The 25,028-nt window shown below is 37.3% G+C and carries 21 protein-coding genes, 1 tRNA gene and 1 pseudogene; 14 read left to right on the forward strand and 9 right to left on the reverse strand.

Features of this window, described 5'->3' with window-relative positions; genetic code table 11:
• Positions 1-4 precede the first annotated feature (4 nt).
• From DYR29_RS00790 to DYR29_RS00800, 3 genes are all read right to left on the reverse strand, one after another.
• Positions 5-400, reverse strand: a complete 396-nt coding sequence (locus DYR29_RS00790; protein WP_213278784.1) for a VOC family protein — start codon at positions 398-400, stop codon at positions 5-7.
• A 142-nt stretch (positions 401-542) separates the two neighbouring features.
• Complete coding sequence (locus DYR29_RS00795) at positions 543-1,358, reverse strand: DUF4249 domain-containing protein (RefSeq protein ID WP_213278785.1); 816 nt, start codon at positions 1,356-1,358, stop codon at positions 543-545.
• Positions 1,359-1,361: 3 nt separating this feature from the next.
• Positions 1,362-3,692: a TonB-dependent receptor gene (locus tag DYR29_RS00800; protein ID WP_213278786.1), complete on the reverse strand. Its 2,331-nt coding sequence runs from the start codon at positions 3,690-3,692 to the stop codon at positions 1,362-1,364.
• Positions 3,693-4,106: 414 nt separating this feature from the next.
• Between DYR29_RS00800 and DYR29_RS00805 the strand changes: the two genes are divergently transcribed.
• The 7 genes from DYR29_RS00805 (at position 4,107) to DYR29_RS00835 (ending at position 11,516) form a co-directional block, all read left to right on the forward strand.
• Complete coding sequence (locus DYR29_RS00805; RefSeq protein ID WP_213278787.1) at positions 4,107-4,709, forward strand: TlpA family protein disulfide reductase; 603 nt, start codon at positions 4,107-4,109, stop codon at positions 4,707-4,709.
• Between the two features lie 12 nt (positions 4,710-4,721).
• Complete coding sequence (locus tag DYR29_RS00810; RefSeq protein WP_213278788.1) at positions 4,722-5,210, forward strand: SMI1/KNR4 family protein; 489 nt, start codon at positions 4,722-4,724, stop codon at positions 5,208-5,210.
• A gap of 78 nt (positions 5,211-5,288) precedes the next feature.
• The gene (locus DYR29_RS00815; RefSeq protein WP_213278789.1) at positions 5,289-5,852 is read left to right on the forward strand and encodes a Crp/Fnr family transcriptional regulator; all 564 of its coding nucleotides are present in this window, start codon (positions 5,289-5,291) and stop codon (positions 5,850-5,852) included.
• Between the two features lie 99 nt (positions 5,853-5,951).
• Positions 5,952-6,341 carry a RidA family protein gene (locus DYR29_RS00820; RefSeq protein WP_213278790.1) on the forward strand — a complete coding sequence of 130 codons (390 nt, stop codon included), beginning with the start codon at positions 5,952-5,954 and terminating at the stop codon, positions 6,339-6,341.
• Positions 6,342-6,437: 96 nt separating this feature from the next.
• A complete protein-coding gene (locus tag DYR29_RS00825; protein ID WP_213278791.1) occupies positions 6,438-7,226 on the forward strand; it encodes an SDR family oxidoreductase in 789 nt (262 codons plus the stop codon).
• A 165-nt stretch (positions 7,227-7,391) separates the two neighbouring features.
• Positions 7,392-7,940, forward strand: a complete 549-nt coding sequence (locus tag DYR29_RS00830) for a hypothetical protein (protein ID WP_213278792.1) — start codon at positions 7,392-7,394, stop codon at positions 7,938-7,940.
• A 90-nt stretch (positions 7,941-8,030) separates the two neighbouring features.
• The gene (locus tag DYR29_RS00835; RefSeq protein ID WP_213278793.1) at positions 8,031-11,516 is read left to right on the forward strand and encodes a glycosyltransferase family 117 protein; all 3,486 of its coding nucleotides are present in this window, start codon (positions 8,031-8,033) and stop codon (positions 11,514-11,516) included.
• A 61-nt stretch (positions 11,517-11,577) separates the two neighbouring features.
• On the opposite strand, the gene DYR29_RS00840 is transcribed toward DYR29_RS00835, so the two are convergent.
• A complete protein-coding gene (locus DYR29_RS00840) occupies positions 11,578-12,390 on the reverse strand; it encodes a helix-turn-helix domain-containing protein (protein ID WP_047423254.1) in 813 nt (270 codons plus the stop codon).
• Between the two features lie 132 nt (positions 12,391-12,522).
• Between DYR29_RS00840 and DYR29_RS00845 the strand changes: the two genes are divergently transcribed.
• The 5 genes from DYR29_RS00845 to DYR29_RS00865 all read left to right on the forward strand — a co-directional run bounded on the left by DYR29_RS00845 (position 12,523) and on the right by DYR29_RS00865 (position 18,431).
• Positions 12,523-13,854, forward strand: a complete 1,332-nt coding sequence (locus DYR29_RS00845; RefSeq protein WP_213278794.1) for a TolC family protein — start codon at positions 12,523-12,525, stop codon at positions 13,852-13,854.
• Complete coding sequence (locus DYR29_RS00850; RefSeq protein ID WP_213278795.1) at positions 13,851-14,915, forward strand: HlyD family secretion protein; 1,065 nt, start codon at positions 13,851-13,853, stop codon at positions 14,913-14,915. The genes DYR29_RS00845 and DYR29_RS00850 overlap by 4 nt, the downstream gene beginning before the upstream one ends.
• Positions 14,908-16,500 (forward strand): beta-carotene 15,15'-monooxygenase, encoded by a 1,593-nt coding sequence (locus DYR29_RS00855; RefSeq protein ID WP_249413573.1) that lies wholly within the window; start codon positions 14,908-14,910, stop codon positions 16,498-16,500. Before DYR29_RS00850 ends, DYR29_RS00855 begins: the two co-directional genes overlap by 8 nt.
• A 186-nt stretch (positions 16,501-16,686) precedes the next feature.
• The gene (locus tag DYR29_RS00860; protein WP_213278797.1) at positions 16,687-17,688 is read left to right on the forward strand and encodes a GlxA family transcriptional regulator; all 1,002 of its coding nucleotides are present in this window, start codon (positions 16,687-16,689) and stop codon (positions 17,686-17,688) included.
• 104 nt (positions 17,689-17,792) lie between these two features.
• The gene (locus DYR29_RS00865) at positions 17,793-18,431 is read left to right on the forward strand and encodes a DJ-1/PfpI family protein (protein WP_213278798.1); all 639 of its coding nucleotides are present in this window, start codon (positions 17,793-17,795) and stop codon (positions 18,429-18,431) included.
• Between the two features lie 65 nt (positions 18,432-18,496).
• On the opposite strand, the gene DYR29_RS00870 is transcribed toward DYR29_RS00865, so the two are convergent.
• Positions 18,497-18,997: a transposase gene (locus DYR29_RS00870; protein ID WP_213278799.1), complete on the reverse strand. Its 501-nt coding sequence runs from the start codon at positions 18,995-18,997 to the stop codon at positions 18,497-18,499.
• Positions 18,998-19,009: 12 nt separating this feature from the next.
• Positions 19,010-19,465 carry a MarR family winged helix-turn-helix transcriptional regulator gene (locus DYR29_RS00875; RefSeq protein WP_213278800.1) on the reverse strand — a complete coding sequence of 152 codons (456 nt, stop codon included), beginning with the start codon at positions 19,463-19,465 and terminating at the stop codon, positions 19,010-19,012.
• A gap of 283 nt (positions 19,466-19,748) precedes the next feature.
• Here DYR29_RS00875 and DYR29_RS00880 point away from each other — a divergent pair.
• Positions 19,749-19,821: transfer RNA gene (locus tag DYR29_RS00880), tRNA-Lys, on the forward strand.
• Between the two features lie 580 nt (positions 19,822-20,401).
• Here the strand turns inward: DYR29_RS00880 and DYR29_RS22960 are convergent.
• From DYR29_RS22960 to DYR29_RS00890, 3 genes and pseudogenes are all read right to left on the reverse strand, one after another.
• Positions 20,402-20,887 (reverse strand): annotated as a pseudogene (locus DYR29_RS22960) (recombinase family protein); the annotation flags it as partial.
• A 3-nt stretch (positions 20,888-20,890) separates the two neighbouring features.
• Entirely contained in the window at positions 20,891-21,352 is a 462-nt protein-coding gene (locus tag DYR29_RS22750; RefSeq protein WP_249413574.1) for a recombinase family protein, read from the reverse strand.
• A 10-nt stretch (positions 21,353-21,362) separates the two neighbouring features.
• Positions 21,363-21,548, reverse strand: coding sequence for a hypothetical protein (locus tag DYR29_RS00890; RefSeq protein WP_213278801.1), 186 nt, complete (start codon positions 21,546-21,548; stop codon positions 21,363-21,365).
• Positions 21,549-21,916: 368 nt separating this feature from the next.
• On the opposite strand from DYR29_RS00890, the gene DYR29_RS00895 reads away from it, so the two are divergent.
• Positions 21,917-24,922 (forward strand): LamG-like jellyroll fold domain-containing protein, encoded by a 3,006-nt coding sequence (locus DYR29_RS00895; protein WP_213278802.1) that lies wholly within the window; start codon positions 21,917-21,919, stop codon positions 24,920-24,922.
• Positions 24,923-25,028: the final 106 nt, after the last annotated feature.

Raw genomic sequence — 25,028 nt, forward strand, 5'->3', positions numbered from 1 at the left:
AGTTCTAGCTGAATTTCTTTACAGCTTCCACACTCACCGGAGTAAAAAAGTTAATCATGTTTCCATCCGGATCGCAGAACAGAAGTGATCTGTTTCCCCAGGGCATTGTTGTAGGTTCCTGAATGATCTCGGAGGCTATACTTTTAATTCTTTCATATTCTTCATCTACATTTTTAACCATCAATTCAATAATGATTGATTTTGTTCCTGTAAATTCTGTAAGACCTTCCGAAAACATCTGCATGGTTCGGGTACTGCCAATCGCAATGGTTATAGAATCTGTAGAAAGTTCTGCAAAGTCTTCAGTATACCATCGGGCAGTTGCTCCCATGGTTTGTTCATAAAATTCTACTGCTGCTTTAATGTCTTTGCTGATGAGCCTTAATGACGTAAGTTTCATAAGATTTTTTTTGTTTAAACTAATTTTAAACAAAGGTAACGGGTAGTTATGACAACAGACTGTCAGTAGGAATTTATGGATTTTTTATCGAACATAAAACTGGTATATAAAAAAATCCCGATTTAATCGGGATTTATATTCTCTAAGGAGTTACAGGCTGAATCACAAAAGTCTCCGTATCTGTTGTATGGGCGGAAAAATAGCCCAAAGCTCCATTGTTGATATTACTTGGCGGATTGGCTGGAGTAGCACCCCCGCCATTGCCTCCGGAAATCTGAAGCAAAGCACTATAATAAGTGAATATATTGTTATCAATAGACTGCATTTCTACATGGATTTTATCCCCCACAATCACTTCATGATCTCTGCCTTTGTTATCGTCATTAGGCAGAATCAGAGGCTGCTGGTTAAGCATTCCGTTATTTACATTGTCTGAAAAGGTATTCATGTATTTTTTAGGAAGATCGTTGATGGTAAAACTAAAAAGATAACGGTTCCCAAGCGGCTGTGGATCTGTAAAGATCGGTAGAAGGGTATAAGTGGTTTTGTCACCAAATTTGAACGAACTCTGTTCAAGTCCGTCAAAATGAACAATTTCAGGCATGCTGCTCTGAGCGGTATACTGCTTTCCTTCCGCCTGTATCTTCAATGTATAGGTTCTTCCGGGCTGCCCAACAAAAGTTGTTGTCTGATACATTCCGTTTCCTGTGTACTGCAATGTTTCGGTTTGGCCCGTATTATCACTTAAAATGACCTGAGCACCGGTTACAGCCGGATATTGATTAGGCTCTGAGAAACTGACTGATTTTGTAATTCTTACAGTATAAGGCCCCGGTTCATTGGTTACATTTCCTTCGATGACAATATTTCCGCCCTCATTATTCAGGTCCAGATCAATCTCTTTTTCACAAGAGGTTAATGCAAAGAGAGATAATATGATATAAAAAGTATTTTTCATGATTTAGAATTTGAAGTTATAAGTGATGTTAGGTACCCAGCGGAACAGAGAAGTCTGCATTGCACGTGTTGTTCCGGGACGGTCAGGATTGTCTTCAAAATTGATTGTGTAGGCGTTTTCTCTTCCGTACAGGTTATAAATACCGAAGGTCCATGAGCCACGGAATCGCTTATTGGATGTTGGCTCATAAGTCGCACTCAGATCCATTCTGTGATAGGCAGGCATCCTGTCAGCATTTCTGTTGCTGTACTGGAATATGGTTTGCCCGTTCAGCTCATATTTTCCGGTAGGGAAAGTAACGGCATTTCCTGTGCTGTAAACGAATAATCCTGAAAAGCTCCATTTCGGATTAAGCTGATAAGTGGCAACGATAGACAGGTCGTGGGTTTTATCCATTCTGGCGTTGTACCATTCATTATTATTAATTCCGTTGATCTTTCTTTCCGTTTTAGAAAGAGTATAGGAAATCCATCCTGTAAGTTTTCCGCTTTTCTTTTTGGCAATAAGTTCCAAACCGTAAGCTCTTCCTTTTCCGAACAACAGTTCACTTTCTACATCAGATCCGGCATCAAATCCAATCTGAGCCCCATTTTTGAAGTCGATCTGATTTTTCATTGATTTATAGTAAACTTCAGCATTTAATTCATAATTATTGTTGTTGAAATTTCTGCTGTAGCCCACACTGACCTGATCTGCAATTTCAGGTTTTACCGTATAGCTGCTTCCTATCCACTGGTCAGTAGGATTTCCGCTGTTGCTGTTGCTTAAAAGATGAAGATTCTGCGTGTTTCGGGAATAACCTCCTTTCACACTGCTTACTTCATTGATGCGGTAATTTGCGCTAATTCTTGGTTCAGGATTCACATACGTTTTCCCGAATTTCCCTTTCTCTAAGAATTTACTATCGGTAAGCACCCCGTTTTCATACGTATTGAAAGTATCTCCTCCCAATACACTGAATATCGCAAGTCTTACTCCATAATTGATGGTTAGCTTTTCCGTTGCTTTAAAATCATCGTTGATGTAAACAGCGTTTTCCCATGAATATCTCGGATTTCTTGGAAAGCTGCTCACCGTAGTACCGGAAGCACTGCTTGGGGTAAGAGTATGATAAATAGACTGAAGACCGAAACGTACAGAATGCTTATTCCCGGCAAACCAGGTAAAATCCTGCTTAAGGTTCCAATCACGTATTTTTGAATTTAAATCAAATACCGTATCATCATTTTTCAGACTGATTTTGTAATCATAATTGCTGTAGATGAAAGATGTATTGGAAAATAGCTTACTGCTGATAATGCTGTTCCATCTCAAAGTGGCGGTAGTATTTCCCCAGTCTGTATTGAAGGTGTCTCCCAGTCCCAGAACATCTCTTCCGAAGTATCCCGAAAGATAAATACGGTTGTTTTCGTTGATCTGATAATTGGCTTTCAGGTTGAGGTCATAAAAATATAACTTGTTATCTTTATAATCTTTGTTGGTTTTAAGAAACAAATCCGCATACGTTCTTCTTCCCGAAACAATGAATGATGATTTTTCCTTCTGAATAGGCCCTTCTACACTCAGTCTGCTGCTGATCAGACCGATTCCTCCATTCAGATTATAGTCCTTATTGTTTCCGTCTTTCATTTTGACATCCAGTACAGACGAAAGTCGGCCTCCGTATTGTGCAGGGCTGTTTCCTTTGATGATACTCGCATCTTTCAGGGCATCACTGTTGAATGTACTGAAAAACCCAAGAAGGTGAGACGCGTTATAAACAGGTGCTTCATCCAATAATATCAGGTTCTGGTCGGTAGCACCGCCTCTTACACTGAATCCGCTGCTTCCTTCACCGTTACTTTTGATACCCGGCAGAAGCTGTATGGTTTTCATTACATCCTTTTCCCCAAAAAGAACAGGAAGTTTTTCTATACTTTTTATATTTAACGTTTCTGCTCCCATTTGAGCTGATGTTAAATTTTTATCCTTTTTAATAGCGGTTACCACCACTTCGTCAATGGCCTTTGTTGTCTCTTCCTGAGGCAGAAGAGGAAGATCAAGCTTCATATTCTGATCCACTTTGATCTGCTGTTCAAAATCTTTATATCCGGGGTTGGAAATAATGACGGTATAAGTACCAGCAGGAAGTGAAAGAGAGTAAAATCCATACTCATTGGCTGTAACGTTGATGGTAGGATCTTCACTTACTTTTACCGATACTCCGATTAACAGCTCACCGTTTTTTTTGTCTTTCACAGTTCCGCTTACAGAGTAGGTTTGCTGGGCTATTGCCAGGGTACTGAAACAGAGCGCTGCGGTGGCAGCGGTAATTTTTAAAAAGGATGTTTGCATTAGTTTATTTTAAAGTAGTAGATCTCTTGTATAGGAATTAATATTTTGTTGACGTACGATTAGTTGGATGAACAGGGAATTTGTTACACGTAACAAATTAATTATGAAATAAATCCATTGAAAATGGGTGTTTTTGAAAATGGTAAAAGCAAGAATAAAATGAGACTGTTACATAAAAAATAATATTATGCATTGTATATTGATTTATTAATGGTTTTTTAGTTGATTATGTTAAAAAATAAATTATTAACGGCATAGTATAAACTTTATTACTGTTTATTGTGAAAATTATACATCGGAATACTTAAATGGCTTTTATTTCTGTGATGAAAAGACTTTCAGCGTAAAAACGATCTTCAGAACTTTTGATCGGAATTTTAGTCTTATCTTGGCTAAGAATTAAGAGGAAAGAATATGGAAAATGTAAAAATGTGGATCAGGAAAAATGGCTCCACTGCAATACTGACAATATTGTTTATTATCGTATTGGTGAATAAAGATGCAAAAGCGTGGCTGATGAGACAGGTTGCTTCCACAGGAATCCTTAATTCCAGTATATCGGAAACAAAAGAGGATCAGAATACCTCAGCACGATTTTCCTACGCCGGGTTTATGCTTAAAAACGAAGACGGGAGCATCATCAATACTTCTGATTTACAAAATAAAGTAGTCTTCATTAATTTTGGGGCTTCATGGTGTCCTCCCTGCAGGGCAGAGTTTCCCTCAGTTCAAAAGCTATATGATCAATATAAAAACAATCCGGATATGGTATTTCTTACCGTAAATCTTGACGACAACACTGCTCTTGGAAAATCATATTTAAAAGAAAAAGGCTTTACAGTTCCTTTTCTGGTACCGGCTGGCAATATCCCCGGAGTACTTTACAGTGGATCATTACCTACAACCGTTGTGCTGGATAAAAAAGGCGAAATACGTCTGTATCATAAAGGATTGGCAGATTATAGTAAAGATTCTTTTTACCAGCAGATTGATGAACTGTTGAAACAAAAGCCTTAATTTTTACAGCTTATGATTTCTTTTGCCATATTAACTCTAGCAGAAATAGAATCTGAAATATTGAAAGTGAAAATTCCTTTGCAGAACTTTTCCAAAACAATATCATTTCCTTTCTCTGAACGGTACAGGAATTGGGTCACTCAAATACCAACGGCAGAAATTTCTTCTGAAACGATCCTGTATAATTCGGTTGAGGCTGTCAATGAGAATAAAGAATTTGACTTTACTGATTATTGGTGTTTTGCTGGTAACGGGCAGGGGGATCAATGGTTCCTGAATACTGATGATCAGGTTTTTTTCTATAATCATGACTATGATGAAAAGCTGGAACCCATGAATATTAATTTTGAAGAATGGTTGCAGATGGCTTTTGTTATCCGCCAGTTGGATATGTATTTCGATGAATATGACAACATCCCGGAATCTGTTCAACAAGAGTTTTATAAAACCTTGAATAGGCTTCATCCAACATTAAGTAATATTTATCCGTTTACATTTTAACGCTGTTTATATCATAAAGACAATGAATTTAAATGTCTTGATGAAAAAAGAGTACTTTTATACTACAAGAAATAGAACATGCTGCATCAGCTAAGATCTCACATTGAAAAAATAATCCCCCTGAGTGATGATGAATTTGAATTCATATCATCCTGTTTTACCTATAAAAAATACAGGAAACATCAGTTTTTAGTACAGGAAGGAGAAAGGGCGCCTTATAATTATTTTGTTCTGAAAGGCCTTCTGAAACTGGTTTATTCTGATGAAACCGGAAAAGAACACATTGTTGGATTTGCGATGGAAGACTGGTGGGAAACAGATTTTTCTGCTTACTATCAGCAAACGTTGGCAACGATGTCTTTAGTATGTCTTGAAGATACAGAAGTATTGTGTCTTCAGTTAGATGACTATAAAAAGCTCTGTGCCCATCTGCCAAAACTCGAACATTTTTTTCTGGAAAAAGCATATATGGGATTTATTACCGCTCAGCAGCGAACCATTTCAATGATGACAACCGGAATAAAAGAACGGTATGATCAGCTTTTGAAAAAGTATCCTTCTCTTGTCCAACGTGTGCCGAAATCTCTTTTAGCCGCTTATTTAGGCGTTTCCAGGGAAACTTTAAGCCGTCTGCCATTGTAAAAAAGTGATCGGAATCACCTCATAATCGTGATCAGGATCACAGGGATTTGCTGTATTTGTTCTGCAATTTTGTACCGTAATATATAACAAATTCATACAATGGAAAAAAGAACGGTTAACCCATGGAAATGGCAGGAGGAGAGAAGCTATTCTCAGGCTGTGGAGGTAAAAAATGTTGAAAGTACTTTATACTGCTCAGGACAGGCGGCTATTGATCCTGATGGAACATCCAGTGATAAAGATATGAAATCGCAGCTGGAGCAGGCTATTGCCAACCTGGAAGAAGTGATCAGCACGGCAGGATATGAATGTAGCGGTATAGTACGATTAAATATCTATACAACTTCTACTGAAGAACTCTGGCCTTATTTTCCCATTCTTCAGGAATGGATTGCCCAACATAAAATACAGCAGGCCGTAACGATGCTTGAAGTAAAAGGGTTGTTTGAAACTTTAAAAGTGGAACTTGAAGCTACAGTTGTCAAATAAATAAGAAATTGAGCTTAGAAAATTAAACCTTCAAAATGTAATTTGGAGGTTTTTTCTTACATTTATCTTATACCAATTAACATTGATCAAGACATTATGAATATTCAACTTTTTTCAAAAAACGTTTTAGTGGGAGGGGCAACTCAGGGAATAGGAGCAGGAATTGCTCTGGAACTGGCAAAATGTGGTGCTAATGTTACCGTTATGGCCCGCAATGAAACAAAGCTTAAAGATTTCGTTTCTTCACTGCCAGTCATCAATCCGGAACAGAAACATGAATACCTGGTAGCCGACTTCTCGGACTTTGAAAATTATAAAAAAATTATAACAGGATATTTTAATGACCATTCTGTTGATATTCTGGTTAATAATACAAACGGTCCTGAGCCAGGTTTAGCACTGGATAAAACTCCGGATGATTATCAGAAAGCATTTGATCTTCTATTTAAAACGGTTTGCGAAACAACCTTATTGGCTCTGCCTCATATGATCCAACAGAAAAATGGCCGTATTATCAACGTTTCCTCTTTGTCCGTTAAAGAACCGATCGGAAGTCTGGCGCTGTCAAACTCCATCCGTTCAGCAGTCATTGCGTGGGCGAAAACCCTTTCTAATGAAATCGCACAGCATAATATTACCGTAAATAATGTTCTGACAGGATATTTTGACACCGAACGAATTCAAAAACTGGTTACCCATGAAGCTCAGCAAAGTGGTGATTCAGCGGAGGAAATAAAAAAAGCAAGGGAAAATAAAATTCCGATGAAAAGATTCGGACAGCCGGAAGAATATGGGCACCTGGTGGCTTTTCTGGCTTCAGAGTATTCAAATTATCTCACCGGAACAAGCATTCCTTTGGATGGAGGATTGAATAATACGTATTAATTTTTTCATCGAACATGAACAATGTTAAAAAATGAAATTAAATCTTATTAAAACACCTAAATATTTGAAAATCAAAAGGAAGTTCTAAATAGTTTTGAAAATTTAAGGACATATTTAAAGAAATGGACCGAAAATCCAGATTATGAAGAACATGATATTAGAAATATGTTTATTAATCAGTTAGATAAGGTTTTGCTCTTTCATAATTTAAACTCTCATTACTTCATCAATATTTTACAAAATAAACCACTGTTTGATAAAATTCTTCAAACAGCTTCAATAATGGACTATCAAAAATTATTGAGTGTGTATCAAATACAAGGAAAAAATGCCCTTATTTTTCAGCTATCAAGTATTCTAGAAAGGTTTTTTAGAGTTTTATTACAATGTATCAAACCTCAGACTATAAACAAACCGTTTTATATTATTAGAAAAGAATTATTTGAAGTTTTGAATATTGGGTATAATGATGAATGGAAGGCAATTTCAATTTTATCTAACATAAGGAATACTTTCCATAATAATGGAATTCATACTTCAGATGATGTTCCACCTATTAAATATAAAAATATCAATTACACATTTACAAAAAATGAGCTCCATAACAATGCAGATTATTATACACTTTTTATGATTACACAAGATATTGTTAATTTGTATCAAAAAATTTGTGAAAGTAGTTTAGTTAAAAGCTTTGTTTTAATTGAAGGCTAAACAAATATTTCAAACAATCATATTATTAATTTTTTCTTTCATGTAATAAACCCTTTCTCCCGGTTGTCATATACATATTGAAAATATTATATGAAAAACTGGTCTTTTAAAAAATGGAACACCATACTGGGATGGTTCCTTTTCGCTGTTGCACTTATTACATATCTTTCAACAATGGAACATTCCCTGAGTTTTTGGGATTGCGGAGAGTATATTTCTTCTGCAGTAAAACTTGAGGTAACTCATGCTCCGGGAGCTGCCTTATTCCAGATTGTAGGGGCGGGGGCGAGTATTTTTGCGTTGGGAAATGCTGAAAATTATTCCATTGTGATCAATGCCATGTCAGCGTTGTTCAGTGCATTTACCATTCTGTTTCTGTTCTGGACGATTACCCATTTTTTAAGACGGCTTTTGAATAAAGATTTTGACGATGTTACCAGATCTCAGGAGATTCCAATTCTGTTTGCCGGAGTCATCGGAGCTTTATGTTTTACTTTTTCAGATACCTTCTGGTTTTCAGCCGTAGAAGGAGAGGTTTATGCAATGGCTTCTGTGTTTATCGCGCTGCTGGTCTGGCTGATCACCAAATGGGAGAACGAATCTGAAGCCGCAGACAGTGAAAGATGGATCATTCTTATTTTCTTTGCAATAGGACTTTCTGTGGGAGTGCATATGATGTGTATGCTGGCTATTCCTGCCATATGTCTGGTATATTACGCCCGAAACTATACTTTTTCCTGGAAGAGCTTCATGGTTGCTAATCTGGTAACGCTGGGAATTCTTGCGTTCGTATTCAAGATTATATTTCCTTTGGTGATGACGGTGTTTGGAAAACTTGAGATTTTCTTTGTGAACGGGTTGGGACTTCCTTTCCATTCAGGGACGATTGTAGCATTTATTCTTATGATTGCTATGAGTTATTTCCTGATTAAATATGCGAGGAAAACAAAAAGAAAAGTTTATCAGACCATCGTTTTATCTCTGGTGTATATGATGATTGGTTTCTCTTGCTGGCTGGTGATTCCCATCAGGGCAAATGCCAATCCGCCGATGAACCTTAATGATCCGGATACTGCAATAGGAATGAGAGATTATTACAACAGGGTACAGTATGGTGACTGGCCAACAATTTATGGACAGAACTACACCGCATTTCTAGACAGAAACGGTTTGGAAAAAGATGAAGACGGAAGCTACAAAAGAGATGTGACCGGAGATATTTACGAAAAAGATGAAAAAACCGGAACCTATAGAAAAACCGGGGAACGATTCAATTATGTGTTTAATAAATCGCACATCAGTTTCATGCCGAGGATGTTCAATGAGGATAAAGAGGTTACCGCTAATTATATTGCTTTGTATGGCGCTCCTGATTTTACTTTCAATTATGATAATGAAGAAATAGCGGACAATCCGGAGGCTAAAAGGATTTTTGATGAACTGAGGGCCAAATATGAAGGAGACTCCATCACCGCAGAAGATTATCTGAAAGTAAAACCTTATGATCTTATCAAGGTGCAACGCCCTTCCTTTGCTCAGAATATGGATTATTTTATCTCTTTCCAGAACGGATACTACTTTGTCCGATATCTGATGTGGAATTTCGTAGGAAGACAGAATGATCTTGAGGGACATATGGAAAATACCAATGGTAACTGGATTTCAGGATTTTCTTTTATTGATAATGCGTTATTGGGTGATCAGGATCATATGCCGGCTAAATTTAAAAATGAAAGTACCGTGAAGTTTTTCTTTCTGCCATTGATTTTAGGACTTATCGGTTTCTTTTTTCAGCTGAACAGGGACTTCGGGAGGTTTTATGCTATTCTTTCCCTATTTGTTCTTACAAGTATGGGAATTGTCTTCTATACCGGAGTAAAACCATTTGAAGTAAGGGAAAGAGATTATGCAATGATAGGTTCGTTCTATGCGTTTGCCATATGGATTGGTCTGGGAGCAGGAGCTGTACTTTGGCTGATTCAGGCTAAACTTAAATCTAATGCAGCTAATATTATTCTGGGAGTTGTGCTGCTGGGAATTCCTTTTATGATGGGGTTCCAGAATTATACTTCGCATGACCGCAGTAAAAAAACTGCAGCCCGTGATTATGCCTATTCATTTTTACGATCGCTGCCTAAAGACGATATTATTTTTATTTATGGTGATAATGATACCTTTCCGGTGTGGGCAATTCAGGAGACGGAAAGATTCAGGGATGATGTGAAAACTGTCAACTTTACCCTTTTAGCCACACCATGGAATATAGATCAGGTAAAAAGAAAAACATATAATGCCAAGGGGATTCCGGGAGAACTCACTCACGAAGAGTACAGAGATGGGGTCAACGATCAGGTTTATCTGATGAAAAAAGAAGATTGGGAAGGCCTTTTCCAAATGTTGAAAGAACAGGGAGCACCGGACACAGCTTTCCAGGAGTTCAGAAAATATCTTACCCAGGATTCTCTGACGGTGAAAGATGCTATCAGATTCCTTAAACTTAGATCTTCCGAAAAAGATGAATTGCTGAAGATGTATTTCGGGGAAAAGCAATATGAAAAATATAACATACTTCCGGTAAGTAAATTTATCCTTCCGGTAAATAAGGAAAATGCTGTAAAATCAGGGATCATTAATCAGGCTGATCTTTCTAAGGCAGTAGATCAGATTATGATCAATTATGAAGCGAATACCCTTTACAAAAGCAATCTGATGATGCTTGATATGCTGGCCAATTTCGACTGGAAACGTCCTGTTAACTTCTCATCAGGAGGAATGTATGACAGCGAAAATATTTTTTACCTTGACGAATACCTGCAGTTTGACGGTTTCAGCTACAGGCTGGTTCCTATTCACACACCTCAGAGTTCCGATGGAGATAAAGGAAGGGTAGATGCCAATTCGCTTTACCAGGTGGTGAAAAACTTCAGATGGGGGAATTTTAAAGACCTCAGTGTTTATTATAATGAAACGGCAACTTCCAATATTTTAGGATACAGGATGTCTGTAAGCAGGGCTGTATCTGCACTTGTGGTAAGCGGACAGAAAGCGAAGGCTTTAGAACTCCTGGACCTTGCCGCGAAAGAAATCCCGGTTGAAAAGTACAACGATCCAAGGTCATTAAGCTCAATGGTAACCGGATACATAGTTGCAGGACAGGAGCAGAAAGGTCTTCAGCTGGCGGAAACCCTTAAGAAAGGAATATTTGAAGAATATGACTACTATCAGAATCTTTCTCCGGTATTTAAAGCGGCTGCCAGAAAACAGATGAGGTCAAAACCAATGGAATATGCATTAGTTGTTTCAGCAGTTACAGAAGCTTACAAAACATTAGGGCAGAAAGAAAAAGCACATGCTTATCTTTTAAAGTCAATGGAGCCGATTGATAAAAAATTCAGTGTTTTTATAAAAGGGCTGCAGCAAATGGGTAAAGAAAAAGCGATTAAAGAATCTGAAAATGTACGGCAGATCACACCTTTTTACCAATATTTATTCAATGTAATGGAGCCTTTTGATTCTGCATATTCCAGAAAAAAGGAAATTGAAATTACCAATGCCATGATGAAAGCAACACAGTAGATCATCAATAAAAAAACTTTAAACCGGATGTTTAAAGTTTTTTTATTGATTCAGGATAAGTTTAATCTGTGAGATTTTGAATAGCTTTATTGCTCTTTCTTAAATCAGAAGGTCTGGATTGGGTAAATTCGCGGAATGTATCACTAAACGCGCTAATGGAGCTGTAACCCACATCATCCGCAATTTCATTGATGGGTTTGTCCGTATTTAAAAGTAATTCAATGGCTTTTATAATTCTTAATGTTTTCAGGTATTGAAGAAAAGAAATATCCATATCTGCTTTGAAAAGACGGGACATGGAGCGCTCACTCAGCCCGAATCTGCCGCTTACATTGGCCAAAGTAAGTTTTTCCCCGATATTCCACTCCAGATAAGATACAATTTTCATCATCTGTTTGTTGTGAGTGGCCGGAAGAATGATGGGTAAAGGCTGCTGATGGGTTTTTGGCAGTATTTTTTTTAAAGCTACCAGAAATTCAAAATTTTCGTCTTTTGAAGTAACATGTTTTTCATCCCATATTTCAGTATACTTGATCATCTGGATCAGCAGTTCTGATGCCGGATATATTCCCAGCCTGCTGTAGAAAGGATCTGAGAGATCATCATGGGCATAAAAATAAAGAGAGCGCAGAACAGTTGCGGTGTGCCCGATCTCTAAAATATGTTCCATTCCCTGCGGAATCCAAAAAAAATGCCGGGCCGGAACCACATACGTTCTGTTGTTGATCGTAATATAAGCAATACCACCTTCTACATAACTCAGCTGTCCTTTTGTATGCTTGTGGAAAGGAATCAGTTTTTCTGATTTTTCGTGCATAACAAATACACTTTTGTCGTCTTTATCAATATCAGGAAGCGCAGCAATTAATCCCATAAAAAAATATAAAATACCAATGAAAATGCAAATATAATCATTTGGCCGGAATCATGTAAAAGTTGACTATTTTAGATAAATATAATTTCAGGATTGAGGATAAATTTGCAGTGCAATAATTCAAAAATTCAAATGAAAATTTATGTCGCCGGATTGCTGATGCTGGGAATTTCCTGCACAATATCAGCTCAGACTGGCAGTCCAACTAAGGATACTATACGACTTTCCTTAAAAGATGCGTGGCAAAAAGCTGAAGAAAACAGCCGCCATATCAGAATCAATACCATCAATGTAGACATTGCGGAAGCTGAAGTAAAAGATGCGAAAAGAGAACGGCTTCCTGAAATAGAAGTTAAAGGTTCTGCAGAAAAAGCATCCAACATTCCCATCTATGAAAACGGAATCTTTTCCAAACCGACCCAGCATGAAGTTATTCATACTCTTTACCGGGCAGGAGCAGATTTTTATCTGAACATTTATAACGGAAATAAGTTGAATCTTAAGATCAAGGAAAACCAGACTCTTCAGAAAATTAAGGATATCCAGAAAGAGCAGTCTGTATCTGATATTCATTACAAAACAGCAGCTCTATACCTTGAACTCCAGAAAACTTTAATTTTCAGAAACCTTATTCAGCAGGATATTGCCGATCAGAAAACGCAGCTTAAAGAAATTCAGTCCCTTTATAAAAACGGGGTCGTTTTAAAGAGTGATGTTTTAAGGATTGAACTTGAACTTTCAAAGCGGAAAATGGCTTTGGTAACCATAGAAAATGATATTCTCATTGCGACTCAAAAGCTGAATATTATCCTTGGTATTCCTGATGAACAGACTGTCATTCCTGAAGCTCCACTTAATCAATGGGATGAAAATACCTCTTACAATGATTATTTGAAGCTGGCACTGGATCACTCTTTCAGTTACCATGTTTCTGAACAGCAGACAGAGCTGAGTAAACTCAAACTAAAGCAGGTAAAAGCTAATGTAAGACCTAAAATCGGGATGTACGGCGAATTTTATTATGCCAATCCGCAGATTTTTCTCTATCCCTACAATCCTTATTGGTATTCATTGGGAATAGTGGGAATTAAAGCATCTTTTTCCATCTCCTCTCTTTACCATAATACTCATAAAGTAAAGGCAGCACAGCTGGAATTTGAAAAAGAAGAAGAAGCACACAAGGATACAGAGGATAAAGTGAGACAACAGGTGAAAGAAGCCTATCTGAGGTATCAGGAAGCACTTGAGCAGATAAAGGTAGCGGAAGCCAATGTCATCCAGGCCAAAGAGAATGCGCGTATCATTAAGAATACTTATTTCAGCCAGACTTCTCTTATTACAGAACTGCTGGATGCAGATATACAGCTTCTTCAGACAAAATTTGAACTGGAAGCGGCAAAGATTATGGCACAGAACAATTATTATTTACTACAAAATATTACAGGCGTTTTTATAATACAATGAAAAAAAAATATACTCCCACCGACAGACTGATCACAAAGATCACAGGATGGATTTCAGTTTTAATTGTTGCAGCACTTGCTGTTTGGGGTGGTTTTACCCTAAAGAACTACTATGCATACGAACAGACCAATGATGCACAGGTTCAGGAATATGTGAACCCTATTATTTCAAGAGCCGGAGGGTTTATTGTAGCGGTGAAATTTGAAGAAAACCAGGAAGTTAAAAAAGGGGATACACTTCTGATCATCGATAACCGTGAATATATCCTTCAGCAGAAACAGACGCAGGCAGCCCTTCAGAAAGCCCGTGCCCAACTGAGAGTATTGGAAAGTAACACAGGTACGACAGAAAAAGAAGCGGAAGCAGCAATGGCTCAGATAGATGCCAATAAAGCAAAAGTATGGAAGCAGCAGCTTGATTATAACAGATATAAAAAATTGTATGATGAAGAATCTGCCACAAAACAAAGGCTTGAAGATGTAAAAGCAACGTTGGATGTCAATGAAAGTGATTACAAATCTTCACAGGATAATTACGCTGCTTCACTATCAAAAATAAATGATATTCAGGCAGAAAAAACAGTTGTTCTGGCAGAAATTGGAAGACTGGAAGCCCTATTGGACCGCCACAAACTGGATGTAAGCTATACGGCAGTTACTGCAGCTTATGATGGAAGAATGGGACGTAGAACCGTTGAAGTAGGGCAGATGATTGATGCCGGAGAAACGCTGGCATTTATTGTCAATAATGAAACAGATAAGTGGGTGGTTGCGAATTATAAGGAAACACAGATCAGGGATATGCATATCGGGGACCATGTGAAAATTGTAGCAGATTCTTATCCTGACAGGGAATTTAAAGGAACGATTATTTCGCTTTCTCCGGCAACAGGTTCTAGTTTTTCATTGCTTCCTCCGGATAATTCCACCGGGAATTATGTGAAGATTGTTCAGCGTATTCCTGTGAGAATAAAAGTAGATGGAATAAGAAAAGATATCGATGTCCTGAAAGTAGGAATGAACGTGAATGTATATGCCGACAAAAAACATTCTAATGGCTAAAAGACCAATGCCCTTTTTCAAAAGATGGGCACCAGAATGGCTCATCAAGATCATTCTCTTTTCGATGACTCTTCCGGGGATCATTATATTTTTTCTTCCTTTGGCTAATGTGAATGCAGCAGCAGGATATTATGGCTGTGAACCCGCGGATATTCAGTTTTCTGTAGCCTTGTTCTATGCAGGATATGTAGGGTTTTACAGTCTGGAAAGAAGGTTTTTCAGTTTTCTGGCAGCAAAAGAATATTTTCTTCTGTTTACCACACTGCAGATTGTGGCTTGTCTCGTATGTTATTTTACCAACGAAATTTATATCCTGTTTCCAGTGCGTTTCATGCAGGGAATGTTATTTGCAGGAAACGTAAACCTTTCGCTTACCCTTATTTTTACGAGACTGAGCAGTGAAAGAGCAAGGGAGATCAGTTTTTCTGTATTCTTCGGAATTCTGATCTGCGCACTGCCGTTTAATAATCTGATTACTGCAGATCTTATCGATTCCTATAATTTTAATATTGTCTATAAAACAGCCATATTCTCTTACCTGCCCGGGCTTATTTTTCTCACTCTTGCCATGAGCAATTACAGAACTCATGCTAGATTTCATCTGTATAAGCTCGATTGGCAGAGCTTTGGACTTTTCAGTACTATTTTGGTGCTGGTAGGATATATTACCATTTTTGGACAGGAATATTACTGGCTGGAAGATAACCGGATTCTGGGAAGCGCCATAGGAATTGTTGTTTTGGGAGGAATATCCATTTTCCGTCAGCAGGTGATTAAAAGACCATATATTGACCTGCGGATTTTTAAATACAGAAACTTTAAAGTAGGATTGCTGATCCTTTTTGTGATGTATATCTGTCGGTTTGCATCCGGAATTGTTAACAGTTATTTTGCTGCGGAACTGCATTTGGATCCGCTTCATATTTCCTATATAAATATTTTCAATCTTGCAGGATTGGTTGCCGGGGTAATTATTGCCTGTTGTATGGTATTGCAAAAGAAAAATATACGGTACATCTGGGGTTTTGGATTTTTAATGCTGTTGATCTTTCATGGATTGATGTATTATTCTTTTGACGTTCAGGCTGATGAGTTTAATTATTATATTCCCTTGTTTCTTCAGGGATTGGGAGTAGGATTGATTATGGTTCCCACAATTATTTTTATTATTTCGTCAGTTCCTGCTGTTATTGGCCCCTCAGCTGCTGCAACAGCTTTGGCAGTCCGATACCTGGGGTTTTGTATCAGTATAGCGCTGATCAATTTTTTTGAATTGTTTGAAAAAAGCCGCCATTATAATGCTTTTCAGGATCATTTAAGTGCTGTGGACCCGGCAGTCAAAAACTTTCTTCATCAGCAGACATCTAAACTTATTTCCAGGGGAATGCCTGAAGATAAAGCGGTAAAAGCAGCCAATAAATTGTTGGTGGGAAGAATGAATATGCAGGATCATTTGCGTTTTGCAATGGATTATTATGAAATGATGGTGTGGCTTCTTGCGGCCTCACTGTTATTGATTTTTCTTTTCCCTTATCTGAACCGTACAGCTCTTTATTTGAAATCCCGTAGACTATCACCTGCTTAGTTGAAATTTAATATTTGAAAGTATAGCTTGTTAAGCTAATTTTATAGTAGAGTGCTGAGACTGTCTGATAAGGCAGTCTCTTTTGTGATGATAGAAAAAATAAAATATTTTGGCCGGAACTGCATGTTTTTTGTCATTGCAGACAAGGAGCTTTCTCTCTACATTTGTACTCATACAGAACGAGATATGAAGAATGAAGTACAACATACCGGGAAGAAAAACATAGTTCTTTTGGCATTGCCAGAGGTGCAACTGCTTGATATTGCCGGACCGTGGGATGTTTTTACAGCAGCAAACCGTTTTTTGAACAGCGAAAGACAGGATTCCGGTTATCATGTTCATCTGGTATCCGGGACATTAGAGAAAGTAATCTATTCCGGGTCGGGAATGCCGCTATCGTGTAGTCATACCATTTATGATATTGATTTTTCTGTAGATACTTTACTCGTGGCTGGTACCACTTTGAGTGTGCTGGATGAGATCAGTCCCGATGTTTATCATTATCTTCAAAATATAACACCACAAGTAAGGCGGATGGGATCAGTATGTGTAGGAGCATTTGTTCTTGCTAAAGCTGGTCTGCTGGATGGAAGACAAGTAACTACCCATTGGAAATTTGCAGATGAACTGCAGAAATCTTACCCAAAGTTGGAGGTCAATGTTAATCCATTTTTTATTTGTGACAAACCTATCTATACTTCAGGAGGTGTTTCTTCAGGAATGGATCTGGCATTGGCACTCTTGGAAGAGGATTTTGGTAAAGCTTTGGCAGCAGAAGTCGCCTGTCATCTTGTTCTGCATTTAAAAAGACCCGGAATGCAGTCTCAGTTTGGAAACGCATTGCCGGAATATGAAACTATGTCTCCTTTTACAAAACAGGTTCGGGATCTGTTGAAAGACAAGCTAGGGGAGGCTGTAACGGTAGAATATATTGCTGAATCTCTGAGTATGAGTGTCCGCAATTTTTCGAGGGTATTTGTAAAGGAATCAGGAATAACGCCTGGCAGATTTATTGAAAAAATGAGGCTGGATCAGGCCAGGAATATGCTTGAATATACCAATATGAGTATAGAGATAATAGCTGATAAATGTGGCTTTGGCAGTGTTGTTTCGCTGCGTCGTTTATTCCTTAAAAATATTTCTCTCACCCCGGCGCAATACCGGAAAACATTTAAGCGCACAGAATAATCATTTATTCTTTCTTTTTTACTATAAAACTGATGATCATCAATTGTCGGTAAGGAAGAGCTATGTCTTTATTTACAAAATAATCAACTTAAAATAACAGAATTATGAAACACGAACAAGACAATAAAACAATGAATGTAGCATTTTTAGTCTATGATCAGGTAGAAGTACTTGATTTAAACGGTCCTTTGGATGTTTTTGTTAAAGCAAATATCATACAGCCGAACAGTTATGATTGCTTTACGGTCGGAAAAACAAAAGACGTTATATACACAGAAGCAAATACGATGGCTGTTATTCCCACCTATGACTTGCAGACCTGTCCAAAGCCGGATATGATCGTCATTCCCGGAGCAAGTCCTGATTACATTATGAAATATATTCAGGATAAAGATTTTGAAGAAACGGTTCTGAAATGGATTAAAAATCATTATGATGCCGGAACTGTTGTATTTACAGTATGTACAGGAAGCATGTTGCTATCCCGGACGGGCATACTTGATGGTCACGATATCACAACTCATAGTATGCTGCTGGATGCTTTAGAACAATATAATCCGGAAGCCAATATATTCCGGGAAGTACGTTATATTGATCAGGAACAGTTGATTACTACTGCAGGAATTACAGCCGGAATTGATGCTGCCCTCTATCTTATTGGAAAACATCTGGGGCAGGAAACCGTTGATACTATTATCAAAATTTTTGAATATCAGAATAATAAAATTGATGTTTCAAATTAAAATAGTTTGATTTAATAATTTTCGCCAACTGTAAAAGCCGGCGAAAATTATTTTTAGAATCATAATTAGTGACGGAAGCTGAACAGCTTAATGCAAAGAGGAATAAAGCCAATTGAAACGGCAATATAAATAGCTACCCGCACATAATTCAGGGTTTTCCAAAGTGATATTCTGGATATTATTTCTTCTAAAATGGAAGAGGATGCTGCCAAATTTTGAAACTGTATAATATTAGGTGCAAAAAAGGCCAGCGTCCAGACTCTTACTGCTGCATGAATAATGAATAAAACCAAAAGCCAGTTCCTTACCGGATCAATTTTCCAGCAAAAAATAATAGCAAGAATGAAAGCGATTTCGTGAAGAGAATGAAGAATGATCCAGAAAAATTTCAGACTTGCTCCTTTTCCATCCTGAAGAAATTTTAATGTGTCGGGTGGGGAAGAAGTCCATTTAGGCACAAATACAAGAGTTTCGAAAATCTGTGCGCCATTCATAAGGAAATAAAGCAGTGTAGTAATGCAAAGCCATATTTCTGCGCGGGTAATTGAGATGGGTAAACTTTCCATGGTTTTATTTTTTTATGGGTTGTTTAAATGTTCTGCAGTTTCTTTCATAAGAATAGTTGCCTCTCTGAAATATCTCTCAATGGATTCTATTTCCTTTTGAGAAAATGTAGCAATGAGACTCAGTGTCTTTTGTTGCAGCTCATCGAAAATAGGACCCAATAATTTCATGCTGTTCTCAACATTTGGAATGATGATTACTTTTCTTCGGTCTTCCTTGATAAACTGTCTCTTAAGAAGATCCTTTTTCTCCAGCCTGTCTATCAATCCTGTTACTGCACCTGTCGTAAGGCCTGTTAACTTTGAAATTTCCCCTGCTGTTATAGAGTCATACTTCAGAATAAGTCCCAGATACTTATGGTCAGCACTGGAAAGACCTGCTTTTCTGGCAATAGCTTCGTGCATAAAAATTGAAGCATCAGAATACGATCTGCTGGCTTCGCGAAAATTCTGTATACTATTTTTAGCCATCGATTTAATTTAATTGCTAATTATCTTAGTTGCTAAGATATATTATATATTTGATTCATCAAAATATTTTGATGACCAAAAAACTGGCTCACTTGTCAATTCCCATTATTTCATTGATTTTTATCAGAAAAAATAATTAACGTAATTAATTTATAAACAGGTGTTTGACTTTTTGACTGTGAATTTTATTATAAAAAGGCCTGGAAAAGTTTGGAATTTAAGACTGTTTTTCTATCTTTGCAGTCCCTTAAACAAAGGGATTTACTTGAAAAAGTAAGTGGCCGACTCGGTAGCTCAGCTGGTAGAGCAATACACTTTTAATGTATGGGTCCTGGGTTCGAATCCCAGCCGGGTCACTTGTTGGGACAAATCTAAAAAAGATAGATTTGTCCCATTTTTTTTACCATTTAATTTGTTGGTATCCTGATAGATAAGTTCGACTGCTGAATTCATTCTTAGAGTTCGATGTCGTGTTCCGTCAAAAACCAAAAAATCAGGGAATATCGAACTTATGATATGTCTTTTTTCTTCTGTATTCCCCTTCTGATAGCGTATGTCAAGATTAGCAATCTTTTTTAGCCCAGACTTAAATAGGTCTTTGATTTCGGTGTTTACAGAAGATAAATTATTCAATCTTACTTCTAATTGTTCAATTTTTTCAGTGGTATATTTTTTCAGAAAAATATACTCATCAGCTTCAATACCACCATCAATCTTTTGGATAAGAGCTTTCCTTTTACGATTGTTTAATTCTGCAATTTGATTTAATATATTCGTTCTTTCTGCGTTTTGAGTTTTCGTTTGTGCATTAAAATCTTCAGTGAATGCTTCTATAAAAACATCAATCATTCCTTTTTTAGGTATTAAGGATTTAAGTTGTTTGAGAAAAACATCATTAGCAATTTCTGCTTTAAATCGGACACCACATGAGCTTGAACAGTGATAATAGTTGTAATAGACTCCCATCTTTCCTTTTGATGCACTTCCGGTGAGCATTTTACCACATTTATTACATTTCAAGAATCCTCGTAGAGGTAGGTTGTCAATTGAAACTACCTTTGGCTTGATTTTTCTCTTCCTTCCATCAAGTATTTGCTGAACTTCATTGAACATACTTTCGGTTATGAGTGGTTCATGCTGTCCCAAAACAAAATGTGCTTTTTCATCTTTATGAGCCGGGATAAATATTTTTCCGCAATACAGCGGGTTTCTTAAAGCGACCCAAAAATTATTTTTACTGAATCTGTATTTGCCATCTGTTCTAAAGCGCAGCATTTTCCATATTTGTTCAGTATTGTAATTGTTCAGAATAATCTGTTCAAAGGCCCATTTTAATAAAGGTCCTTCGACTTCATGTATACCGATATATTTCTTATTATCTTCTGTTATTTTATTGCTATAGCCTAAAGGTGCTGTCCCCATATATCAGCCTTCTTTTTTAGCACGTCTCATTCCGTAAAAAGTGTTCAGTGATCTACGATCATTTTCTACTTCAGGAGTGGCAAGATAAAAAGCGAGCATTATCTTGTTTTCTGGAATGTCAAAATCAAGGGGTTGTTCAATGGCTTCGGGCTCTACGCTAAAGGAGCGTAGCAGATTGATCATTTGGTATGCATCACCAGCATTACGGCTAAACCTATCCCATTTTGTGAATAGTAATAGTGAAGCAGTTGTATTCTTTTTTATTTTCCGTAGTGCTACTAAGTACTTTTGCCACTCAGGTCTATTAAAGGTTTTAGCTGAATAATCTTCAATGTAAACATTCCTTATTGTGATACCTTTGATTTCACAGTACTTTCTCAAACGATCTTCCTGATCTCGTTGAGAGTATCCTTTATCTGCTTGTTCATCTGTAGATACACGTATATATAAGTCAGCTTGTCTCATAACATCAGCATTATTGTTTGGGATTCATAAAATCCAAATCACGTCCACTAAGATACTGATTTACTGCAATATTAGCAATTGCCTTAATAAAGCTGAGTATTGCCTTAGCCTCTTCGATATTTACAATTGTTCCTTTTTCTTTCAGGACTTTAACTACTTTTTCAGGAGTTAGTTCTGTTACCTCTTCTCTTTTCATCTTACCTCCATTTACCCTTAAATTATAGAATAAAGGTTTTAAAATTACGAGATGATTTTGTTTGTCCGTAGGAGGTCTTATTTGGCAATTGTATATAATCGAATTAAGAAGGAACAAAGGATAAAAACTCCTTCTATAAATGAATATGAATTTTTGTTAGCCCCAACGGATGATTTCTCGAATTTTTTTAAAGAAGATTTATTGAAAATAGAAAGTATATATGAATTATCTTTAGTCATGACCTATTGATATGTACACATTGTTTTTTACGGATTCTTTGTAATTGCTTGATATATAGTTCAACAGGATGGAGCAGGATGCTCAATATTGGTTTTGTGGATAGATTAGTTAATACAAAATTAATATTTATGAAAAATAAATCTTTACTGTTTAAATCATCTCTTAAATCTTTATTGTTTTGTGGATTAACATTATCCACTGTTGATTTGAGTGCTCAGACATTAGCATTTCCTGAAGCAACCGGTTTTGGAAGATATACTACAGGAGCAAGAGGGGTAGCAAATCCTCAGATCTATCTGGTTACCAATTTAAATGACAGCGGCCCGGGTTCATTCCGTGACGCGGTAAGTCAGCCGGGTCGGTTTGTTATATTTAAAGTGGGAGGTATTGTTAACTTACAATCAATTGTTGCTGTGGCGGCTAATACTACAATTGCCGGACAAACCGCTCCCGGAGAAGGAATTGTATTTTTGGGACCCAGAGTATCATTTACAGGAGCCAATAATACGATTGCGAGATATCTTCGTATCCGTTATGGCGGGACATCTCAAAATCAGGATGCATCAGGAATAGCCAACGGGGCCAATATCATTTTAGATCATATGACTTTTACATGGGGTACAGATGAAGTATTCTCGGTTAACTGGGATAACAACGGCACAAGTCCCGATAATATAACGATTCAGAATTCTATTATAGGACAAGGAATGCACCGTCATAATCATTCTGCGGGAGGATTAATGCAGCCTCCACCAGGGGGGAAGATCAGCTTAATCGGGAATTTATATATCTGTAATAAAACCCGTAATAATAAAATAAAAGGAATCAACGAGTTTGTAAATAATGTAGTTTACAACTGGGGTAATTATGGAAATACCTATGGCCACACCCAATCCGGGGAGGCATACATCATGGGAGGAGATTCGGCAGGAAGCTCTTTTGCCAATATTATTAACAATTATTTTATCGGAGGTCCCAATACGAGCAATACGGTTACCACACCTTTTAGCGTAGGAAATGCCAATTTCAATTTATATGGTTCCGGTAATTATTTTGACAATAATAAAAATGGTGTATTAGATGGAGCCGCAGTTCCTCAAAGCTTAGTGGGTTACCCTGTCGGAGATCCGGCCGCCATAATGGCTACTCCGTATGATTATCCGATGAAAACCCCTGCATTAACTGCTCAGGAGGCATACAATAATATTGTTACAAGTGTGGGAGCATCATATCCAAGACGTGATCAGGTAGATGGTCTAATGATTTCAGATTTAATGTCGAAAGGTACAACAGCTACTTATGTGTATGTACAAACTGATTTAACAGCCCAATTTGGTTTTACTAATGGTGGTGCAGGGCACGTTTACGGTGCGCCGGCTCCTCTGGATACGGACAATGACGGGATGCCTGATGCATGGGAAACGGCCAATGGACTAAATCCAAATGTCTTCGATGCTTTGGCAGTAAGCACAACACATGCTCCGTATTTGAATATTGAGGTTTATATCAATAGTTTACCCAATACAGTTCCTCCGGATTTCATTATTCCGCCTACAAATGTGAATTTTACCAATACAATCACAACTACAGGAACTTCACCTTCAAGCTCTTTAACTGTTAATTGGAACGATAATGCGACAAATGAAACTCATTATATTGTAGAACGTTCTTCCGATGGTACGAATTTTACTGTCATTGCAACCTTGGGGGCGAATGCAACAAGTTATAATGAAATTGGTTTAACGCCTGATACTCAATATTATTACAGAGTTAAAGCAACAAATGCAACAGAATCTTCAGTTTACACATCAGATACATCAGTAACCACACCACCAATCCCGTCAGCTCCGGCAAAAGCAAATAACCCGATTCCTTCAACTGGCAATAATAATGTTGAGTTGAACGGTGGAAACCTGCTTTTAAAATGGAATGGAAGTCCAAATACAACAATGTATACAGTTTATTTTGGAACAGATCCTTCAAATTTAAGCAGTATTGCAACTGTACCTTATTCTACTTCACCCGCATACCAGTTTAATAATTTAAATCCGGCAATAAATTACCATTGGAGAATTGATGCGTCCAATACTCTTGGCACTGCTGTGGGAGATGTATGGAATTTCCGTGCACTGACTCCGGGTATTGTCGGCAACTGGCCATTTGCGGAAGCTCCTTCCGCTGGTGAGCAAATTGCAGACATAACGTCTTTTGCTAATCATGGAGTATTAGATACAGCTTATGACAATGCCAATGTAAGAATACCGGGAAAAGAAAACAACGCCCTTGATCTGGCAACGTCGTCCGGTAATATGTACATCGCCAGTATTCCTCATCAGAATCATATTTTATTTGATAATCATTCGTTTACTGTTTCATTTTGGATGAAGACACCAATCAGTATGATACCATCGTCTTCATCTGCAAGTCTTTATATATTATGTAAAGGTTCTTTCACTAAAAATACGGCAACAGGAGCCACAGGGAAACGTTTTAATATAGAAATTAAAGGAGGCCAGCTGCGATATGCTATTGATGATGACATTACGAAAAAAGAAATCACATCACCTATTGCCAATTATTTTACTGGTAACTGGGTACATGTTGTGATTCAGAGGGATATTGCCGCACATAAAATGAGAATTTTCACCAATGGCGCTTTAATCACTGAAGGAGATGAAACTTCAGTTACGGGTATTGGTGAAGCAAGTGATCTGATCATCGGGAATATAGGTGAGCTTGAGTTTTTGTCAACCGCCAATGCTCCGGCTCCCTATAAAGGAGCATTCGACGAACTTAAGTTGTACAATTATGCTTTATCTCCAACAGAAATATATACTTTATACAATCAGGACGTGTTGGGTAATGATGAATTCAGCATCAGCAAAAATGTTGGAACAGTATATCCGAATCCTGCAAAAGACCAGATTTTCATTACGCTTCCAGAATATAAAAAATCCAGTTTAACAGCAACAATTATTGATCTGACAGGAAAAATCGTTGTCAAAGAAAAGATTAATGCTGATGGAAACGGAGTCTTTACATTAAATATTGCAGACAAAAAAGCCTCAGGAAACTATATTCTTAATGTTTCAGGAGAAGATTTGAATAGTAATTTTAAAATTATTATTAAATAAAAGGAATTACCAAAGTTTAATTTCATTCCTATTCAAAAAGAGTCCTTTCAAATTATTTTGAAAGGATTTTCTTTAATTATAAATGGTATTTCAAATATTTTTCTAA

The sequence above is a fragment of the Chryseobacterium indologenes genome (assembly GCF_018362995.1).
GTDB lineage: Bacteria > Bacteroidota > Bacteroidia > Flavobacteriales > Weeksellaceae > Chryseobacterium > Chryseobacterium indologenes_G.

Coding starts and splice junctions, on each gene's coding strand:
- DYR29_RS00845 (WP_213278794.1), top strand. CDS start 12,523: ATGAAAATTTATGTCGCCGGATTGCTGATGCTGGGAATTTCCTGCACA.
- DYR29_RS00870 (WP_213278799.1), bottom strand. CDS start 18,997: ATGGAAAGTTTACCCATCTCAATTACCCGCGCAGAAATATGGCTTTGC.
- DYR29_RS00805 (WP_213278787.1), top strand. CDS start 4,107: ATGGAAAATGTAAAAATGTGGATCAGGAAAAATGGCTCCACTGCAATA.
- DYR29_RS00820 (WP_213278790.1), top strand. CDS start 5,952: ATGGAAAAAAGAACGGTTAACCCATGGAAATGGCAGGAGGAGAGAAGC.
- DYR29_RS00860 (WP_213278797.1), top strand. CDS start 16,687: ATGAAGAATGAAGTACAACATACCGGGAAGAAAAACATAGTTCTTTTG.
- DYR29_RS00800 (WP_213278786.1), bottom strand. CDS start 3,692: ATGCAAACATCCTTTTTAAAAATTACCGCTGCCACCGCAGCGCTCTGT.
- DYR29_RS00840 (WP_047423254.1), bottom strand. CDS start 12,390: ATGGGATTAATTGCTGCGCTTCCTGATATTGATAAAGACGACAAAAGT.
- DYR29_RS00865 (WP_213278798.1), top strand. CDS start 17,793: ATGAAACACGAACAAGACAATAAAACAATGAATGTAGCATTTTTAGTC.
- DYR29_RS22750 (WP_249413574.1), bottom strand. CDS start 21,352: ATGAGACAAGCTGACTTATATATACGTGTATCTACAGATGAACAAGCA.
- DYR29_RS00830 (WP_213278792.1), top strand. CDS start 7,392: ATGTTTATTAATCAGTTAGATAAGGTTTTGCTCTTTCATAATTTAAAC.
- DYR29_RS00810 (WP_213278788.1), top strand. CDS start 4,722: ATGATTTCTTTTGCCATATTAACTCTAGCAGAAATAGAATCTGAAATA.
- DYR29_RS00825 (WP_213278791.1), top strand. CDS start 6,438: ATGAATATTCAACTTTTTTCAAAAAACGTTTTAGTGGGAGGGGCAACT.
- DYR29_RS00875 (WP_213278800.1), bottom strand. CDS start 19,465: ATGGCTAAAAATAGTATACAGAATTTTCGCGAAGCCAGCAGATCGTAT.
- DYR29_RS00855 (WP_249413573.1), top strand. CDS start 14,908: ATGGCTAAAAGACCAATGCCCTTTTTCAAAAGATGGGCACCAGAATGG.
- DYR29_RS00790 (WP_213278784.1), bottom strand. CDS start 400: ATGAAACTTACGTCATTAAGGCTCATCAGCAAAGACATTAAAGCAGCA.
- DYR29_RS00795 (WP_213278785.1), bottom strand. CDS start 1,358: ATGAAAAATACTTTTTATATCATATTATCTCTCTTTGCATTAACCTCT.
- DYR29_RS00835 (WP_213278793.1), top strand. CDS start 8,031: ATGAAAAACTGGTCTTTTAAAAAATGGAACACCATACTGGGATGGTTC.
- DYR29_RS00815 (WP_213278789.1), top strand. CDS start 5,289: ATGCTGCATCAGCTAAGATCTCACATTGAAAAAATAATCCCCCTGAGT.
- DYR29_RS00895 (WP_213278802.1), top strand. CDS start 21,917: ATGAAAAATAAATCTTTACTGTTTAAATCATCTCTTAAATCTTTATTG.
- DYR29_RS00850 (WP_213278795.1), top strand. CDS start 13,851: ATGAAAAAAAAATATACTCCCACCGACAGACTGATCACAAAGATCACA.
- DYR29_RS00890 (WP_213278801.1), bottom strand. CDS start 21,548: ATGAAAAGAGAAGAGGTAACAGAACTAACTCCTGAAAAAGTAGTTAAA.